The sequence below is a fragment of the Streptomyces sp. NPDC020489 genome, from assembly GCF_044386545.1.
In the GTDB taxonomy this organism is placed as follows: domain Bacteria; phylum Actinomycetota; class Actinomycetes; order Streptomycetales; family Streptomycetaceae; genus Streptomyces.
Map to the genome: position 1 here is coordinate 425,864 of NZ_JBIRUZ010000004.1, position 16,189 is coordinate 442,052.

The 16,189-nt window shown below is 69.5% G+C and carries 15 protein-coding genes and 4 pseudogenes; 15 read left to right on the forward strand and 4 right to left on the reverse strand.

Going from position 1 to position 16,189, the window contains the following annotated elements; all coding sequences use genetic code 11:
• Nucleotides 1-58 precede the first annotated feature (58 nt).
• From ACH41F_RS12535 to ACH41F_RS12550, 4 genes are all read left to right on the forward strand, one after another.
• A complete protein-coding gene (locus tag ACH41F_RS12535; protein WP_398834934.1) occupies nt 59-538 on the forward strand; it encodes a hypothetical protein in 480 nt (159 codons plus the stop codon).
• 226 nt (nt 539-764) lie between these two features.
• On the forward strand, nt 765-1,115 hold the full coding sequence (locus ACH41F_RS12540) for a hypothetical protein (protein WP_398834937.1): 351 nt from the start codon (nt 765-767) through the stop codon (nt 1,113-1,115).
• Between the two features lie 106 nt (nt 1,116-1,221).
• Nucleotides 1,222-2,334 carry a PLP-dependent cysteine synthase family protein gene (locus ACH41F_RS12545; RefSeq protein ID WP_398834940.1) on the forward strand — a complete coding sequence of 371 codons (1,113 nt, stop codon included), beginning with the start codon at nt 1,222-1,224 and terminating at the stop codon, nt 2,332-2,334.
• Nucleotides 2,331-3,629, forward strand: a complete 1,299-nt coding sequence (locus ACH41F_RS12550; protein ID WP_398834943.1) for an MDR family MFS transporter — start codon at nt 2,331-2,333, stop codon at nt 3,627-3,629. The genes ACH41F_RS12545 and ACH41F_RS12550 overlap by 4 nt, the downstream gene beginning before the upstream one ends.
• Nucleotides 3,630-3,949: 320 nt before the next feature.
• Here ACH41F_RS12550 and ACH41F_RS12555 read toward each other — a convergent pair.
• The 3 genes and pseudogenes from ACH41F_RS12555 to ACH41F_RS12565 form a co-directional block, all read right to left on the reverse strand.
• A pseudogene (locus tag ACH41F_RS12555) lies at nt 3,950-4,732 on the reverse strand (sulfite exporter TauE/SafE family protein).
• Nucleotides 4,733-4,910: 178 nt separating this feature from the next.
• Nucleotides 4,911-5,177, reverse strand: coding sequence for a heavy-metal-associated domain-containing protein (locus tag ACH41F_RS12560; RefSeq protein ID WP_398834945.1), 267 nt, complete (start codon nt 5,175-5,177; stop codon nt 4,911-4,913).
• Between the two features lies 1 nt (nt 5,178).
• Nucleotides 5,179-6,333, reverse strand: a complete 1,155-nt coding sequence (locus tag ACH41F_RS12565; protein WP_398834947.1) for a sulfite exporter TauE/SafE family protein — start codon at nt 6,331-6,333, stop codon at nt 5,179-5,181.
• 634 nt (nt 6,334-6,967) lie between these two features.
• Between ACH41F_RS12565 and ACH41F_RS12570 the strand changes: the two genes are divergently transcribed.
• The 9 genes and pseudogenes from ACH41F_RS12570 to ACH41F_RS12610 all read left to right on the forward strand — a co-directional run.
• Nucleotides 6,968-7,105: a hypothetical protein gene (locus tag ACH41F_RS12570; RefSeq protein WP_398834950.1), complete on the forward strand. Its 138-nt coding sequence runs from the start codon at nt 6,968-6,970 to the stop codon at nt 7,103-7,105.
• Nucleotides 7,102-7,335, forward strand: a complete 234-nt coding sequence (locus ACH41F_RS12575; RefSeq protein ID WP_398834953.1) for a hypothetical protein — start codon at nt 7,102-7,104, stop codon at nt 7,333-7,335. Before ACH41F_RS12570 ends, ACH41F_RS12575 begins: the two co-directional genes overlap by 4 nt.
• Nucleotides 7,332-9,257 carry a copper resistance CopC/CopD family protein gene (locus ACH41F_RS12580; protein WP_398834955.1) on the forward strand — a complete coding sequence of 642 codons (1,926 nt, stop codon included), beginning with the start codon at nt 7,332-7,334 and terminating at the stop codon, nt 9,255-9,257. The genes ACH41F_RS12575 and ACH41F_RS12580 overlap by 4 nt, the downstream gene beginning before the upstream one ends.
• 54 nt (nt 9,258-9,311) lie before the next feature.
• Nucleotides 9,312-9,743 carry a hypothetical protein gene (locus ACH41F_RS12585; protein ID WP_398834958.1) on the forward strand — a complete coding sequence of 144 codons (432 nt, stop codon included), beginning with the start codon at nt 9,312-9,314 and terminating at the stop codon, nt 9,741-9,743.
• A gap of 114 nt (nt 9,744-9,857) precedes the next feature.
• Complete coding sequence (locus ACH41F_RS12590) at nt 9,858-10,511, forward strand: DUF3105 domain-containing protein (RefSeq protein ID WP_398834961.1); 654 nt, start codon at nt 9,858-9,860, stop codon at nt 10,509-10,511.
• Nucleotides 10,512-10,528: 17 nt separating this feature from the next.
• Nucleotides 10,529-11,209 (forward strand): DUF305 domain-containing protein, encoded by a 681-nt coding sequence (locus ACH41F_RS12595; protein ID WP_398835375.1) that lies wholly within the window; start codon nt 10,529-10,531, stop codon nt 11,207-11,209.
• 406 nt (nt 11,210-11,615) lie between these two features.
• The gene (locus ACH41F_RS12600) at nt 11,616-12,152 is read left to right on the forward strand and encodes a DUF2182 domain-containing protein (RefSeq protein ID WP_398834964.1); all 537 of its coding nucleotides are present in this window, start codon (nt 11,616-11,618) and stop codon (nt 12,150-12,152) included.
• A gap of 325 nt (nt 12,153-12,477) precedes the next feature.
• A pseudogene (locus ACH41F_RS12605) lies at nt 12,478-12,790 on the forward strand (transposase); the annotation flags it as partial.
• An 833-nt stretch (nt 12,791-13,623) separates the two neighbouring features.
• A pseudogene (locus ACH41F_RS12610) lies at nt 13,624-13,716 on the forward strand (IS5/IS1182 family transposase); the annotation flags it as partial.
• 21 nt (nt 13,717-13,737) lie between these two features.
• Here the strand turns inward: ACH41F_RS12610 and ACH41F_RS12615 are convergent.
• Nucleotides 13,738-14,666 (reverse strand): IS5 family transposase gene (locus ACH41F_RS12615; protein ID WP_398835377.1). Its coding sequence is split into 2 segments (ribosomal slippage): nt 13,738-14,235 and nt 14,238-14,666, totalling 927 coding nucleotides; the frame shifts between segments, so codons are not numbered across the junction.
• A gap of 113 nt (nt 14,667-14,779) precedes the next feature.
• Here ACH41F_RS12615 and ACH41F_RS12620 point away from each other — a divergent pair.
• Nucleotides 14,780-15,445, forward strand: a complete 666-nt coding sequence (locus ACH41F_RS12620) for a nitroreductase (protein WP_398683590.1) — start codon at nt 14,780-14,782, stop codon at nt 15,443-15,445.
• Between the two features lie 64 nt (nt 15,446-15,509).
• Nucleotides 15,510-15,732, forward strand: a pseudogene (locus ACH41F_RS12625) (IS5/IS1182 family transposase); the annotation flags it as partial.
• Nucleotides 15,733-16,189: the final 457 nt, after the last annotated feature.

Below are 16,189 nucleotides of genomic sequence, written 5' to 3' on the forward strand. Positions count from 1 at the left end.
CGCAGTGTTCCCGTCACTCGATACGCAAGGGGCTCCTGGGGCGGGTTAGGATCACGGCGTGATTACGGCCTGGTCGCTTTCCGGTGTGCAGCGGAGCCGCTCGACAGCGGCTCTGTGGCGCGTGCTGGGCCTGGGCCTGTTCCTCTTCGGTCTGCTGTATACGCACGCCGTCAGCCCCGACGCCACGGTGCGTCACCTTGCTTCCGGCGAAGGCGCCGCGGTGTCCGACGTTCATTTCGAGCCTGTCGCGGACCGCGAGAAGGTTGCGACTGCCACGTTGGCGGTGCGCGCGAGCGAGAGGCCCGACACTCCGTTGGGCGACCACCACGACGGTCACGGGCAGCACCACGCTGGTGGGGAGTGCGCCCTGGGGCAGCCTCCGCAGGGGCCCGACGTCGCCGTGCCCTGTCTGTCCGCGCTGGGCCCGGAGAGTGTTGACAACGGCGTGCCCCAGTCGGTGTGCGCCGGTCACGCCGCGGCCCGGGACATCGTGGCCCCGATAGCGCACGCGGCGGACTCCGCGGTTCTGCGTATCTAGGTCAGCGCCGTTCTGGCGTCTGACCTCCTCTGCCTGGCGTTCTTCTGTGCGGTGCGGGGATGGTCGACAACCCTTTCCACCACCCCCCCCACTGATCTCTGTCCCTGCCGTGATCCCTCCGGCCAGGGCAGCGCCGCGCGGAGGACCTGTGCCCCCCACCCCTGCAACCGTCACCATCCATGCCCCAAGGGCGCGTTCGCACCGGAAGAACCGTTTCATCCGGACCATGCTGTACGTCCTGCTGTTCGCGCTGCTGACGTGCCTCAGCGAGCAGCTCCATGCGGCGGAGCCGCCGTACGGTCACCTGGCCGCCGAGTCGAGTGACCCGTTGCCCCCGGACAGCTCCGAGGGCGAGATCCTCGACGTATCGGACACTCCCGATCGTTGCCATGACACCGGTTCCGGGCCGGTCGTGTTCTCGCAGTCCTCGGCTGGCGTCTCCTCGCCTGCGACCGCCGCTACGTCGCTGAACGACGCGGCGGACCGCGTCTCGCACGATCCCCGTGGTGCCGCGCGAAGACTCCCGCCGAGCGGGGGCCGGTCCGCTCTCACCTCCCTCTGCCAGTGGCGCATATAGGCGTCGCCCCGGCAGGTCGGCCCCGGCCGGACCGCCGCGCGCCGCGTATCCGCAGGCGCGCGAGATGAGCATCCGCACGCGTCCGCATCGAACGAGAGCGAAACTGATGCACTCTCTGACCACGAGTGGCTTCACCCCCGCCGGCTCCACCCTCCCTGGGCTGGTCGGCAACACCCCTGTTCTGCGCGTATCCCAGCCCTTCTCTTCACCCGACTGCGGCTTCTGGGCCAAGCTGGAGGGCTTCAACCCCGGCGGCATCAAGGACCGGCCCGCACTGCACATGGTTGAACGGGCCAGCGCCCGCGGTGACTTGAGCCCGGGGTGCCCGATCATCGAGTCGACCAGCGGCACCCTCGGCCTCGGGCTCGCCCTGGCCGGAATGGTCTACGGCCATCCCGTCACGCTGGTCACCGACCCGGGCCTCGAACCCTCCATGACCCGGCTGCTCACGGCCTACGGCGCCACCGTCGACGTGGTGCCCGAGCCACATCCCACGGGCGGATGGCAGCAGGCCCGCCGCGACCGAGTGGCCGAACTGCTGACGCGAACCCCCGGAGCCTGGTGCCCCGACCAGTACAGCAACCCGGACAACGTCTCCGCCTACACCCCGCTGGCCCTCGAACTCGCCTCGCAGCTGGGCCACATCGACGTCCTGGTCTGCAGCGTCGGGACAGGCGGCCACTCGGCCGGCATCTCGCGTGTCCTGCACCAGCTGTACCCCGGGATGCGACTGGTGGGCGTGGACACCGTCGGCTCGACCATCTTCGGCCAGCCCGCCCGACCCCGTCTCATGCGCGGCCTCGGCTCCAGCATCTACCCACGCAACGTCGCCTACGAGAACTTCAGCGAGGTGCACTGGGTGGCACCGGGCGAATCGGTCTGGGCCTGCAGGCGGTTGGCCGCCTCGCACTACGCCACGGGCGGCTGGAGCGTCGGTGCGGTCGCGCTCGTGGCCGGCTGGCTCGCCCGCACGACACCTGCGAGCACCCGCATCGTGGCGATCTTTCCCGACGGGCCCCAGCGGTATCTGGAGACGGTCTACGACGACGAATACTGCGCTAAGCAAGGGCTGTCGGGCGTCATTCCCGCGCCCGAACCCGAGATCGTCGGCCGTCCCGACGAGAAGGAGGTCATCCGCTGGACCCGCTGCACGAGGGTCGGTGATCCGCTCTCCCCGAGGGCCGAGGCGGCCGGTGCCGAAGGCGGGGCGGCGCGGTGAAGGCGACGCTCAGGCAGGTCCGCTCCTACGAGCGGAGCGTCCAGCTGCTCATGGTGAACCAGTTCACCATCAACCTCGGCTTCTACATGCTGATGCCGTATCTGGCCGCCCATCTGTCAGGCTCCCTCGGTCTGGCCAGCTGGCTGGTCGGACTCATCCTGGGTGTACGGAACTTCAGCCAGCAGGGCATGTTCCTCATCGGCGGCACGCTGGCGGATCGTTTCGGCTACAAGCCGCTGATCGTCGCGGGGTGCGTGCTGCGGACGGTGGGTTTCGCCACGCTCGGTCTGGTCGACTCGGTTCCCGCGCTGCTCGCCGCCTCGGCGGCCACGGGCTTCGCGGGGGCGTTGTTCAACCCGGCGGTGCGTGCCTATCTTGCGGCCGACGCGGGGGAGCGCAGGGTCGAGGCGTTCGCCCTCTTCAATGTCTTCTACCAGGCGGGCATCCTGCTTGGCCCGCTGGTGGGGATGTTGCTGACCGGCTTCGACTTCCGGATCACCTGCCTCGTCTCGGCAGCGGTCTTCGCGGTGCTGAGCGTCGTACAGATCCGCTCGTTGCCCGCTCGACGGGCGGACGACGCGTCGAACGCGAAGTCCGGCGGGCGGGAGCGTGTGCTGTCCCAGTGGGGCGGGATCCTGCGCAACCGCGCGTTCCTGCTCTTCTCGACGGCCATGATCGGCTCGTACGTCCTGTCCTTCCAGGTCTATCTGGCGCTGCCGCTGGAGGTACGACGCCTGGGCGGCGACGGCGAGTTCGGGACCGCGGCCGTCGCAGTACTGTTCGCGGCCTCGGGACTGGCCACGATCTTCGGCCAGACCCGGGTGACCGCATGGTGCAAGGAGCGGTTGGAGCCCGGACAGGCCCTGGTCTGGGGGCTGTTGAGCATGGGTGTGGCGTTCGTGCCACTGCTCGCGGCGACGGCCGTGCCCGTGCCCGACGAGGGGTTGGGGCGTCGGCTGCTCGCCGCCGTCCCGCCGACGCTGGCCGCGCTGCTGCTGGCCCTGGGCACGATGATCGCGTACCCCTTCGAGATGGACACGATCGTCCGACTGTCGGGCGACCGCCTCGTCGCCACGCACTACGGCCTCTACAACACCATCTGCGGCGTCGGCATCACCTTGGGCAACCTGCTCACTGGGGCGGCCCTCGACGCCGCGCGGTCGGCGGGCATGTCCGCGCTGCCCTGGCTGGCGCTGCTTGTGCTGGGGTTGGCATGTGCCGGATCCCTTTGCGGACTGCACCGGGCCGGCCGCCTGACGCAGGTGGCTCCTGAGCCGCAGTCGGCGACCGTCTGACCCGGAATCCGTGCTCGGGGCGAGGCGAGGGGCCTAACGCCGCTCGCCTCGCCCGCGACTGCTTTTGCGGTGCGGGCCCCTCTCGGCTCACCAGTCGTACTGCGGCGGGGCCACGATCGTCGGGTCCTTCGCCGTCTGGCGGTCGGAGGTCCGACGGATTCTCCCCGGTGGACCAGGGGCGGACATTGCCGTCGGCACCGCCGGCCCAGGGCTGGAGCGTGGCGCTCACGGTCGAGGCCGGGGCGTAGTCGTGAATGCTGTGGATGCTCGATGCCGACCACGCACAGGCCAGGCTGCCTCGGATCAGGGTCTCGCGGGGGTCAGCGCAATGACTGCACGGCGTAGAGCATGCCGAGGGCGGCGGCCAGGACGCCGAGCAGCAGGCGCAGGGCGGTCTCCGGGAGGCGGGGTTGGAGGTGTGCGCCGAGGTAGCCGCCAATGAGTCCGCCGAGCCCGCAGGACAGGCCGAGGTACTAGTCAGGGGCGATGTCGCCGGAGCCGGTGAGGGACAGCAGTGCGAAGGCTGCGGCGCCGACTACCGAGGTGGCGAAGGTGGAGGCGAGGGCGGCCGGGGCGACCTGGGCGACGGGCATGCCCCGGCCGACGAGGAGCGGGCCGAGGATCGAGCCGCCGCCGATCCCGTAGATCCCGCCGACGATCCCGACCACGAGGCTCAGCCCGGTGATGGTCCGGGCGGAGGGTTCCGCGGCCGGGGTGCGCCGGGATGGCCGGAGCGTGCGGGCGACAACCCACAGGCCCAGCGGCATCAGCAGACCGGCGACCAGGAGGCGGAAGACTGTGGCTCCGAGAACGGCGAAGACCCGCACCACGGCGCCGATGACCACGCCGGGCAGGGTGCCGGCCACCAGACGGCGGGTCAGCGGGCTGAGAAGCAGGCCCTCGCGGCGGTAGCGCAGCAGGGCGCCGGGACCGGCCACCACGTTGAACAGCAGGTTGGTGGGAGTGATCGCCGGGCTGGGCACGACGAGCACGCTCAGCTGCACGGGGAGTAGGAACACCGCACCCGAGACCCCCACGGGCGCGGTCACCACCGCTATCAGCAGGCCGACAGCCAGACCGGCCAGCCCTGTCGACCATGTCACGGTGCCATCCCCCAGATTTCGAACGTCCGCCCAGTATCGCCACCGCGCACGTGTGGCGGTCGCCACGGGTCCGGTGCCGGGCGAGGGCACGGTGTGTTGCGAGGCCGAGCGATGTGGCTTGACCTTGGAGCACGGCCTGACCGAACATGCCTGCCGGACAGCCGTCGGTGACGGTGTGTCAGTCCGCCAGACGTGCCTGGTAGTCGCCCGCCTCCTGTACTGCCTTGATCAGCAAGGCCGGGTCAACGGTCGACGCCTCCTCCAGCCGTACAACGCTGCGCCCCTTTCGTACGTCGGTGCTGGCCGAGCGCACGCCCGGGACTTCCTCCAACTCGTCGTCGATGAGCAGGCCGCAGCTGGCGCAGTGCATGCCCTCGATCAGGAGGACTATCTGCGGGCCGGTCTCCTTCTGCCGGCCCTTCTTCTCGCCGCCGAACAGCTTCATGTCACCCCTTCACGAAGTCGATGGTGCCCGTCTGCATGCCCATGGCACAGGAGAAGCGGAGTGTGCCGGGCTTGCGGGTGCCGAGGTCGATCTCGGTGTCGCCGTTGCGCTTGGCGATCTCCTGGACTCCAAGTTCGGGGATGGTGAAGGCACGGGCGCAGCCGCCGGAGTCCTTGCCGCGCAGCACGAGCGTGGTGGGTACGTCGGCCAGCGCAGTGAACTCGGTGGGGATATAGAAATCGGTGACCGTCAGAGTGACGATTTGCGTGCCGGACGCGTCCATGCGCACCGGGCCGCTGGTGACCGGCTTCTTCTTCCTGCTGTCCGGCGTCGTCTCGGCGGGATCTGTCGGCGAGCCTGCGGCGGCCGCATCCGGCGAGCGGTTCAGGTTGAAGGCCGCCCATCCACCGGCTTGGACTCCCGAGACCACCGTCCACGCGGCGACGGCGAGCACGACCACTCCGGTGAGCATCGCGAGCCGCCCGGATAGCGCCCGGCTGGTGCGGCGGAACAGGTAGCCGAGAGCGGCGAACAGCGGGGCGGTGCCGAGGACGAACCCGGCCATGACGGCGGCGCCCGCCAGCGGCGATCCGGAGGTGACCGCGATCAGTTCGACCGACAGCGTCACGCCGCACGGCACCAGCATCGTGGCCAGCCCGATGAGCGCCGGTGTGGCGGCCGACTCTGTTTTGGCGCTGCGCCGCAGCAGCCGCCCGAAGGAGGCCGGTGGGCGCGGTACCAGTCGGGCGACGGCCTTGATGCCGAACAAGTCGAGGGCGAAGAGCACCATCAGGATCCCGGCCGCGATGAGCATCACGGCCCGGGCACGGGGGCTGGGCTGAAGCGCATCGCCGAAGATGCCCAGCAGCGCGCCGAGCAGGGTGTGGGAGACGAGCTTGCCCGTGAGGAAGGCGCCGACCGGCACCAGTGCCTTCGGTTCCGCAGGCGGCTCAGTGGCCGGGGAAGGGCGACGGTCCTTGACGGCAACCCCGGAACCACGATGGGCCGTGGCTGGGGCGGGGGCCGACGCTGAGGACGGGCTGCGGCGGGTGACCGCGCCGGCCAGCAGACCGCCCTGCACGGCGGCGCAGGAGGCGCCCCCGGCGAGCAGACCGGTGCCGACGCTGGTGGCGAACAGAGCGAGAGTCGAGGCCATGCGTGAAGAACTCCGTGGTCGCGAGAGACGGCACGCGCGCATGGCGGCATGCCGAACGGAACGGGCGCGGAACCCGCCGAGCCGAGCCGAACGGTCCGGCGGTGCGCACGATCAGGTCCGGCTCACACACAGCCTGTGGAGATCGGGTCCCACACGGGATGCCGGAGAGGGCGGTGCCCGCTGGACGTCGGACAGTCCGGTGCGGTCCTGCCCGGCCGGAGATGGGGCATGCGCCGCGAACGCGGGCGGGGCACTCGACGGCCTGTGCTGGGCGGAGGGCTGGCAGTCCATGGTCATGGCGTCCATGGGGCATGAACAGTCGGCCCTCTCCTCGACGGCCGCTGTGTCGGACCGCGTCGGGGACGGCGGCGTCATCGGGGCCGTGGCGGTCATGTCCATCGGATCCATCGGAGCCGCCGTCGCGGGCTGGGCGAGCCCGGTGGTGCACAGGGCCAGGGCAAGCACGGTCAGCAGCCCGGCGAACCGCCGGGCCACGGACGGTCGCACAGGTGTCCTGGCCATGGCACGGGATGCTAGCCCGCACCGCTGCTCCGGCCCCGGCATTCCGCGGATCACAGGGCCGGCTGATACCCGGCGACCCAGGCGCGCAGCAACCCGTTCAGGCACGTGGCTCATGATGCGCCCCAAGCGCTGCGCGCAGAGTGCCCCCACCGCGGACCGCCAGGAACTGCTGCGCCTGCGCAAGGAGATCGACGCCCTGCGCAGCGAGCAGCGGCCCCAGGACTCCGCGCCGCAGGACCGTCCGTCATGACCGGCGTCTGGCTCCCGCTCGCCGCGACCGTGCTCGCCGCGGCCCTGACCTGGTGGTGCTGCGTACGCCCCATGGTCAACAACCGTGCCTGCCACGGCACCCGGGCAGACAAGAGTGACCCCGAGCTCCAGGAAGAGCTGCGGAGCGCCCGCAAGGAGCGCCAGCAGCTGCGCGAACAGACCACCCCGCCTGCCACCCCCACCAAGGCACCAGAGATCCTCGACAGGTGACCACCTCCGCACCAACGGTCCGGCGTTCCGCCGCCGCGATCGGCTCGCTCGTCGCGCTCGTCCTGGCCCTGCTGCTGGGCACCGCCGCCCCGGCCTCCGCGCACGCCACCCTGCTGTTCACCAGCCCGGCCGCGGACGCGACCGTCGCCGACTCCCCGAAAACGCTCGTCCTGGTCTTCGACCAGCCGGTCAGCCTGCGCGGAAGTTCTGTACGCCTGGAGCCCTCGGCTGACCTCGGCACTGCGGTGCTCAGCCGGGCCAACCAAGCGGTCACCGTTCCCCTCCGCACCACCCTGGCCGAGGGCGTGCACATGGTGGACTGGCAGGTCACCGCCCGTGACGGCGACATCATGACCGGCAGCTACCGCTTTGCCGTCGGTCCCCGCACCGTGGCTCTCGCCTCCGGCCAGACCACCGCGGCCAAGGAGGCCACCCCGACGACGATCCTGCGCTGGTTGCTGTTCGCGGCTCTCGCGGTCATGCTGGGCGAGCTCGCGGGCCGCCGCCTCGCCGCCCGCGCCCCCGCCCGGCGTCCTCGCTCCTGGGCCCTGCCCGTCGCACTCATCGGCACCGCCGCCGCGCTCGCCCTGGCTGCCCTGCAGCTCGGCGACGGATCGCTCTCCTCCCTCACCGGCACACGGCCCGGCGTCCTGTCCCTGATCGAGGTCGCGGGCTTCGCGCTCGCCGCGGTATCCGTGCTGGCCCGCCGCCGGGCCTGGGTGCCGCTCCCGCTCGCCGCCGTCCTGGTGGCCGAGGCGCTGCGTGCGCACCCGCAGGCGGAGCAGTCCCTGGCCGGTCCGCTGCTGACCTTCGTGCATCTCACGGCCGCCGCGCTGTGGGCCGGGACACTGCTGCACGTTCTGCGCACACTGGCAGCCTGGCGCGGCGAACACGCTCCCGTCCGTGCCCTGCTCCTCGTCTACGCCCGCCTCGCCGCCTGGCTGTTCGCCGCCGTCGCCGTCACCGGGCTGATCTCCACGCTGGTCCTCGTCCCGCTCGACGACCTCGCCACCACGACGTACGGGCAGGTCCTGCTCGTCAAGATCGCCCTGGTCGTGGTCGTCGCGGGTCTCGCCCTCGCCGCCCGCCGTCGCCTGGGCCGTGCTGGAACGGGATCGCCGCAGCGCCCGGCCCGCGCAGAGAACGGCCTACTTGCCGTTGTTCTCGCGTTCTCCGCCACGCTCACCGTGCTGTCCGTTCCGGCTGACGCCAACCGCTCCCTCCCGTTCGCGCCGCCGCTCGACGGCCCGGTGGTGCCCGCCGGCACCCGCGCCGGGGAGATCGGCATCAGTGCTCGGGCCGCGAGTGGCCGGCTCGTCATCGACCTGACCGCACCGCAGATCGGTGACGCCGAGCAGCAGTCGTACGGCCTGAAAGCCACCCTCGCCGACCCCCTCGGCAACCGCCGGGCACTGAGGCTCCGAGGCTGCGGTACCGGCTGCTTCTACACCCCGGTCTCCTGGCGCAAGGGCACCAGCCGCCTCACCCTGACCGCCTCCGCGGGCGAGGAATGGGCCGGCGGCCGGGCCGGCCTCGCCATCACCTGGCCGCCCCGCTCGGACCCCGGCCTGCTGCGCGACACCGTCGCCGCAATGGAGAAGACCCCCAGCTTCACGCTCCACGAACTGGTCACCAGCAACACCGCACTCGGCCTGGGCAACCTCAGGAAACTCCCGCTGACCGGCAAGGAGTTCCTCGCCTCGGAGCCGTACGGCAGCGGCACCGCACCCGTGATCACCCGCCTCCCGGACGAGAACGGCCACCGCCGACTCGCCCTCGCCTACCCCGCCGAGCACACTCAGCTCAACCTCACCCTCGACGAGGACGGCCGCATCCTCCACGAGGCCCTGACGGCTCCCAATCACTTGGTCACCCGCACCTTCGTCTACCCCAAGACAGGTGAGGACGGCCATGACCACTGAGGCGCCGAGCGGGGCTGGCAGCCTGACCACAGGCACCGCCTAAAATCACTGGTGATGGGGAGCCGGACACAGAACACGACCCGCGAAGCGTGGCAGACCACGCGGACCGCGGCGCTCTGGCCTGCTCTGGTGGTCCTGCTCGCCGCGCTGGTGGCGTGTCTGGGCTTCGCCGCGCACGCCGACAGCTCGCAGGCCGCCGCCTCGATGACGATGGTTTCGGCCCCAGCGATCCCGGCGGCCGCTCCGGCCGATCACCACGCGGCATCGGTCGCGCACCCAGCCGACTGCCCCGCCGGCGACGTGTGCTGCGTTCCAGCAGGCGACCGCGTACGGGCCGTGCTTGTCGCTCCGGCCCAGCCCCTGCACGCGATCCTGCCTCGCACGCCGGACCTCCCCAGCCAACCGGACACCACTGCGCGCTCCACCGAGCCGGTACTGACCGGTCGCGCTCCCGACCTGCACGTCCTCCAGGTGCAACGGACCTAGACGGATCTCACGGCGTCGCGCGCTCACCCGTACGGCCGACGACATCCGTCCATCCGCCCCTGCACCCACCGCCGCCGGACGACACCGTGCGGCGGGGACGAGGAACACACAGCCATGAGCAAGTCCAGCAAGAAGGCGGCCGCCGCATCCCGCCAGGCCCGTATCGAGGAGATGCGCCGCGCCGAGCGGGCCCGCGAGCGCCGCAACCGGATCATCACCATCACCCTCAGCACGGTCATCGTCGTCGGCCTCGTGGGCTGGGGCGCGTACTACATCAACAGCGCCAACGAGAAGGAGGAGCAGCAGGCCGCCGAGGCGAAGAAGCCCGTGAGCGGCGAGAAGACCTGGGACGCCAAGAAACTCGGCCGCAACCACGTCACCGGCACGGTCAAGTACCCGGTGAACCCGCCCGTCGGCGGCGACCACAACCAGGCCTGGATGACCTGCGACGGCACCGTCTACATCAAGGCCATAGCGAACGAGAACGCCGTTCACTCCCTGGAGCACGGCGCGGTCTGGGTCACGTACAACGACAAGGCCACCGACGCCGACATCAAGACCCTCGGCGACAAGGTGTCCAAGACGCCGTACACCTTGATGAGCCCGGACCAGGATCAGTCGGGGACGATCACGCTGTCGGCCTGGGGTCACCAGCTCAGCGTCAACAAGGCGTCCGACCCCAGGGTCGAGCAGTTCCTCACCAAGTACGTCCAGGGCGCGCAGACACCCGAGCCGGGCGCCGCCTGCACGGGCGGTCTGACCGCCTGATGACGGACACGACTGAGATGACACCGGACGTGACGGATCCCGAGAACGTGTCCACCCGCAGGCCCTTCCCGGGCGGGTGGGCCGCCATAGCCGCGGTGGCGGCCCTCGTCGCCCTCGGCCTCGTCCTGTGGTTCGTGGCCGCTCCTGGCGACGGGGACTCGTCCGATGTGCCCACCGCCGACTCCGCCGACGCCGGCTTCGCCCGCGACATGGCCGTTCACCACCAGCAGGCCGTCGAGATGTCCTTCGTCATCCGCGACAGCACCGACGACGAGGATGTACGCCGCCTTGCGTACGACATCGCGCAGACCCAGGCCAACCAGCGCGGCATGCTGCTGGGCTGGCTTGATCTGTGGGGCCTGCCCAAGACCTCTGCCGACGGCTACATGACCTGGGTGAAAGGCGGCCACAGCGGCCACTTGGGGCACCAGGCCGAGGACGGCTCCCTGATGCCGGGCATGTCCACCGACACCGAGATCGACCGACTCGGCAAGGCTGACGGCAAGGACGCCGAGATTCTCTACCTCCAACTGCTGACCGACCACCACATGGGTGGGGTCGACATGGCGCGTGCCTGCGCCCAGCAGTGCGAGGTGCCTCAGGCGCGCCAACTGGCCCAGGGCATGGTCGACGCCCAGCAGTCGGAGATGCAGCTCATGGCCGACATGCTCAAGGAGCGTAGCTCGGCACCCAGGTGACGGCACGGCCCACGAGCCTCCTTGCGCGCCGTCAGGTCCCGGTCGCCTGGTGAGGAGCGTACGGATCTGGTCCACGGACGGGACGGCGAGCCTGCAGGACAGACTCGCCGCCTCTCCAGGTCGGGCCTGTGGATCGACTCCGTTCACCAGGAGAGTGGGGGAGCCGTAAATTCCGAGACGTTCGGCGTCGTCGGCGTCGTCGGCCTCGTTCCAGGTCACCGGGGTCTCGGGGAGTTGCTTCAGGGTGCGGTCCAGCCGTCCGGGAGATGGCAGCGAGGACTGGTCGCCGCCGTGCGAGCCGCCCGCTGCCTTCCCAGTCCTCCAGTTTTGGGCCCTCCGATTCTGGACTCTGCTGGTTCTGATCACCGCTCTGGCGTGGCTGCGCCCTACCGCCCAGTCCCGTGACATGGGGATCGAGCCTGGCACGATGGGCTTGGCGCTCCCGCTGTTTCTGGCGCTGTGGGTGGTCATGCTGGCGGTGATGATGCTGCCGTCGCTCGCGCCCGTCGCCCTGACCTGGGTGCAGGCGATCAACCGCAGCACCGCGGGCCGCGTCCGCGCGCTGCGTATCACCGAGTTCGTCGGTGTCTACCTGCTTGCCTCGTCCGGGTTCGGGCTGCTCGCTTACGGGGCACTGGCCGTGACCGGACGCCTGGTCGACAGCCACCCGGGCGCGGGGCGCTGGAGCGGCGCGGGTGCGTTCCTGCTCGCGGGACTCCAGCAGTTCGGGCCCCTGAAACGGGTCTGCCTGCGACACTGCCGCAACCCGATGTTCCAGCTGCTGCGGTACGCGCGTTTCCGGCCCTGGGCGAAGGACCTACGGGTAGGCGCGCACCACGGGCTCTACTGCGTCGGCTGCTGCTGGGGCCTCGTGATCACCCTGATCCCGCTCGGCTTCGAACGTGGCCGCCAGGGCCGCGCTGGCGACGGTGATCTTCCTTGAGAAGCTGTGACGCGAGGGTTCCTGGCTCACTTGGGCGGTCGGTGTCGCTTTCATTATTCTGGCCGCACTCGCCCCGTTCCAGGACTGGCTGCTGCCCGGCCTGGAGTTGTCCGATCCGTCGGAACTCCAGATGCGGGGCCACGTGTGGTGAGCGAGGGCTGCTCGCCCAGCCACGTGGCCTCGGCAACTGAAGAATCCCGCGCTCGACACACAGGACGGCACCACGTAGTTCACCGCCACGCACGCGGCCGTGGCCCCGTCGACGTCACCCGAGACAATGAAGGAACCCTGATTGACCAGGGACAAGACCGTGCCGACGAGTAGTGCTGCTCACTCGGACACCGCCCAGCACGAGCTTCTGGCCTTCACCGCGTTTCCGAGTGAGATCTGGCGGCAGACGGTGCAACCCGCAAGAGCGGCCGAACAAGGAAATCCGCCGGCGCACCGACGTGGTCGGTATCTTCCCCGACCGCACCGCCCTGATCCGCCTGGTCGGCGCGGTGCTGGCCGAGCAGACCGACGAACGGACCGAGGCCCGCCGCTACATGGAACTCGACCTGCTGGCCAAGGCCTGCCTCCACCCGATCGAGTCAGAAACCGACGAGACCGACCTCCTGTCCACCGAACTCACCGCATAGCCTCAAGACGAGATCACCGAGTGGCCGTCAGTACACCACTCCAGCGGACGTGACCCTTGTAACACGGGATCGCCGGTTGGCCAAACCGGCGCTTCTCCTGATCATTGTCTGCGTTCGTTTAGGGATGCCCCGATCTCCTTGTCTGCGGCAGGGGCATCTTCAGCGCTTCGCTGTTGAGGTCACGTTTGCGTCATGCGGGTGCCTGGCCTGCGCGCGCAGAGGTGCGGGAGACGGTGCGGCGTCGGTCTGGGGACCAGGGTTGGGGACCAGTGCACGGTGCAGGCAGTCGTCTCGCAGCGTCGGTGGTGATGAAGCGCATGCAAGTGTGGCGGCTACCCCATACGTAGACTCAGCGATTCCCAGCTGTCCTACCACCGTGCGGCTCACCGAGTGCACGACATCAAATGGCGACTCGACAGCGAGAGCGGAATTCCTGACACCGAGACCTCCAGGGTGATCGCTCGCCTGGACGAAATGGCGACCTGGCAGCCTGCCGATCAGGAAGAGTGGTGTGCAGCAGTGATTCCTAGCAATGGCAGGAGATCATCCGCGAGCTCAGGCGGAGGTTCGCGAGATCTCACGCCGTGACCGGCTCTGTCGAACTGGCCACCTGACCCGGCGGCGGCCCTTGGACGTGCGTCACGGACGCCTCGCCGACGATGACGCGAGCCTCTCCTCTCCAACAAGGGAGAGGGTTTCGCGACGTTGACTTGGGGACCAGCTCTGGGGACCAGTGTTCGGTGCACGGATCTGCCTCGCAGCGTCGGCCGTGGTGAAGGTCAGCGAAAGAGGGGATGCACCCCAAGGTCGAAATCAGAGGGGGCGGTCAGTACCTGGTGCTGCGCGAGACAGACCCGGACTTTGTGCTGCTCGACGGGACCCTCGCCGAGCGCCTCCGGGTCGGCCACAGCAGCGCTGGCTACTCGGGCTAGGCAGTGTCCTGGCGATCACGAGCGGAGCCAGACGACGAGCGCGGCTGCGGTAACGGTTCCGAGGTAGACGTGGCCGCGCTTGTCGAACCTGGTTGCAACCGCGCGGAAGGTCTTCAGTTTGTTGATCGCCCGTTCGACGGTGTTGCGCTTCTTGTAGCGGTCCTTGTCGAAACCGGGCGGTCGGCCCCCGGAGCTGCCGTGTCGGATCCGGTTGGCTGCCTGGTCGGCTTTCTCCGGGATGACGTGCCGGATTCCGCGTCTGCGTAGGTAGCGGCGGGTTCGGCGGTTGCTGTAGCCCTTGTCGGCACTGACGCTGTCCGGCTTCGTACGTGGCCTGCCGCAGGCCAGCCGTGGCACGCAGATTCGGTCCATGACGGCCTCGAACTGGGTGCAGTCGGCGCACTGCCCAGGCGTGATGACCAGCGAGAGCACCCGGCAGCGGCCGTCCGCGCTCAGGTGGATCTTGGTGGTGAACCCGCCGCGCGACCGGCCGAGAGCCTCGCCTCCCTTACCACCTCCGCCGGCCGGTCGATCAGTTCCGCCCAAATCCGAGCGGCTCTGACCGCCTGGGCGGAGCCCCCTTTGATGGCGGGCGGCGGAGCGTGCCGGGCGCCGGCGGCGTGGTGGTGTGCACGCACGGACGTCGAGTCGACCGAGACGTCCCAGTCGATCTCGCCGGCCGCATCCGCCTCGGCCTGGATCCGCCGCAGGAGCATCTCCCACGTTCCGTCCGCCGACCAGCGGCGATGCCGCTCGTGCACCGTCTTCCAGGGCCCGTATCGCTCCGGCAGATCGCGCCAGTGCACGCCCGTGCGGATCCGGTACAGCACCCCGTTCACGACCTGGCGGTGGTCCCGCCACCTGCCACAACGCCCATTGCTGACCGGTAGGAGCGGCTCCAGCCGCTCCCATTGAGCATCCGTCAAGTCACCTCTGTCTCCCACGGTCCTATCAACGACTGGACTGATCGTCGGGACGTTTTTCAACCTCGGGCGATGCTCGGCATTGACGGCTGAATACGGTGGAGGGGCCCGGTTGAATGAGAGGACGCTAAGACGTGGATGTGTATGAGGCCGTGGACAGTCGCCGGGCCGTGCGGGCGTTCAGCGATGAGCCCGTGCCCAAGGAGGTACTCGAACGAGTGCTGACCGCAGCGACGCGGGCTCCGTCCAGCGGGAACCTCCAGCCGTGGCATCTGTACGTCGTGACCGGTGAACCCTTGGCGGAACTCAAGCGGACCGCGACAGCCAGGGCACGGGCGGGGGACCCCGGCGACGAGCGTGAGTACCCGATGTACCCGGACGGGCTGGCCTCGCCGTATCTGGACCGCTTTGCTGCTGCCGCCGCCCAGCGGTACGAATCGCTGGGGATCGAGCGCGACGACCCAGACCGGCCCAGAAAGATCGCCACCTTGAACTCGGAGGCGTTCGGGGCGCCGGCCGTCCTGTTCTGCTACCTCGACCGGACGATGGGGCCCGGACAGTGGGCTGACGCGGGGATGTACCTGCAGACGGTCATGCTGTTGTTGAGAGCCGAGGGGCTGCACAGCTGCCCCCAGGTGATGTGGACCGTGTACCGGGAGACTGTCAGCCGGGCAGTCGGAGCCGATGACGGACTCGTGCTGTTCTGCGGCGTCTCAGTGGGGTTCGAGAAGGAGGGCGTGCCGCAACTGCGCACCGGGCGGGCGGACATGACGGAAACGGTGAGCTTCATCGGAGTGTGACCGTTGGACGGCCGAGATCGACAGGACAGTTCCTAGTACCGTCGCCTCAGAGTGAACGTGCAGACCGGCTGGCACACTGCTGTGGATCTCACCTGCGCTGCCGGGACGCACTCACGTCCTGGGCCGGGCCCGTACCGATCGGGTCATCCGGATCTGCGAGCGACACAGTGCACCCGTCCCGGCCGGCGGCGCTTACCAGGGTGCCGACCAGCCCCGGGTCACCGTCGGCTTCAAACGACCTACCTGACGGCGAAGTGACTGCGCCTCAGGGCACCATCAACCGGGCAGGGAGGGCCTTTGTCAAGGGCTTGGGCAGTTTTTGGGGAAGAACGCCAGAGCGGGCTTTTCTGACATGACCCGGTGGGTGACTATCTGGGGCGTCGCCGTCCCGAAGGGGATGCCGCTTGCAGAGTCGTAGCCGATGAGTGTGCCCCAGAGCGAAGATGTTGGCCTAGGGGTAACGGTACCTGTGCGGCAGTGTCCGCGGCTGTCCAGCCGGTGGATTCTGGTCGTGGTGTCGGCACGTCTCACGGAGCGTCCGGCGGCAGAGTTATGACCGCGAGTGGGGACCAGTTGGGGACCACACGGCGTGCGCGATGGTGCACGAGGGAGCCTTCTACACACTTCCTGCGTCCTGGTTAAGTCTGCTATTTCCAGAAAATGCCGTCGACGCTCACTCCTGGGGGTCAAGGGGTCGCAGGTTCAAATCCTGTCGTCCCGACGGTGTGGACCAGCGGGTCTGTC

Bases quoted from the DNA above. Each gene is read 5' to 3' on its own strand.
- ACH41F_RS12540 (WP_398834937.1), top strand. From the start codon at position 765: ATGCTGTACGTCCTGCTGTTCGCGCTGCTGACGTGCCTCAGCGAGCAG.
- ACH41F_RS12590 (WP_398834961.1), top strand. From the start codon at position 9,858: ATGAGCAAGTCCAGCAAGAAGGCGGCCGCCGCATCCCGCCAGGCCCGT.
- ACH41F_RS12570 (WP_398834950.1), top strand. From the start codon at position 6,968: ATGATGCGCCCCAAGCGCTGCGCGCAGAGTGCCCCCACCGCGGACCGC.
- ACH41F_RS12560 (WP_398834945.1), bottom strand. From the start codon at position 5,177: ATGAAGCTGTTCGGCGGCGAGAAGAAGGGCCGGCAGAAGGAGACCGGC.
- ACH41F_RS12585 (WP_398834958.1), top strand. From the start codon at position 9,312: ATGGGGAGCCGGACACAGAACACGACCCGCGAAGCGTGGCAGACCACG.
- ACH41F_RS12595 (WP_398835375.1), top strand. From the start codon at position 10,529: ATGACACCGGACGTGACGGATCCCGAGAACGTGTCCACCCGCAGGCCC.
- ACH41F_RS12575 (WP_398834953.1), top strand. From the start codon at position 7,102: ATGACCGGCGTCTGGCTCCCGCTCGCCGCGACCGTGCTCGCCGCGGCC.
- ACH41F_RS12545 (WP_398834940.1), top strand. From the start codon at position 1,222: ATGCACTCTCTGACCACGAGTGGCTTCACCCCCGCCGGCTCCACCCTC.
- ACH41F_RS12565 (WP_398834947.1), bottom strand. From the start codon at position 6,333: ATGGCCTCGACTCTCGCTCTGTTCGCCACCAGCGTCGGCACCGGTCTG.
- ACH41F_RS12600 (WP_398834964.1), top strand. From the start codon at position 11,616: ATGGGGATCGAGCCTGGCACGATGGGCTTGGCGCTCCCGCTGTTTCTG.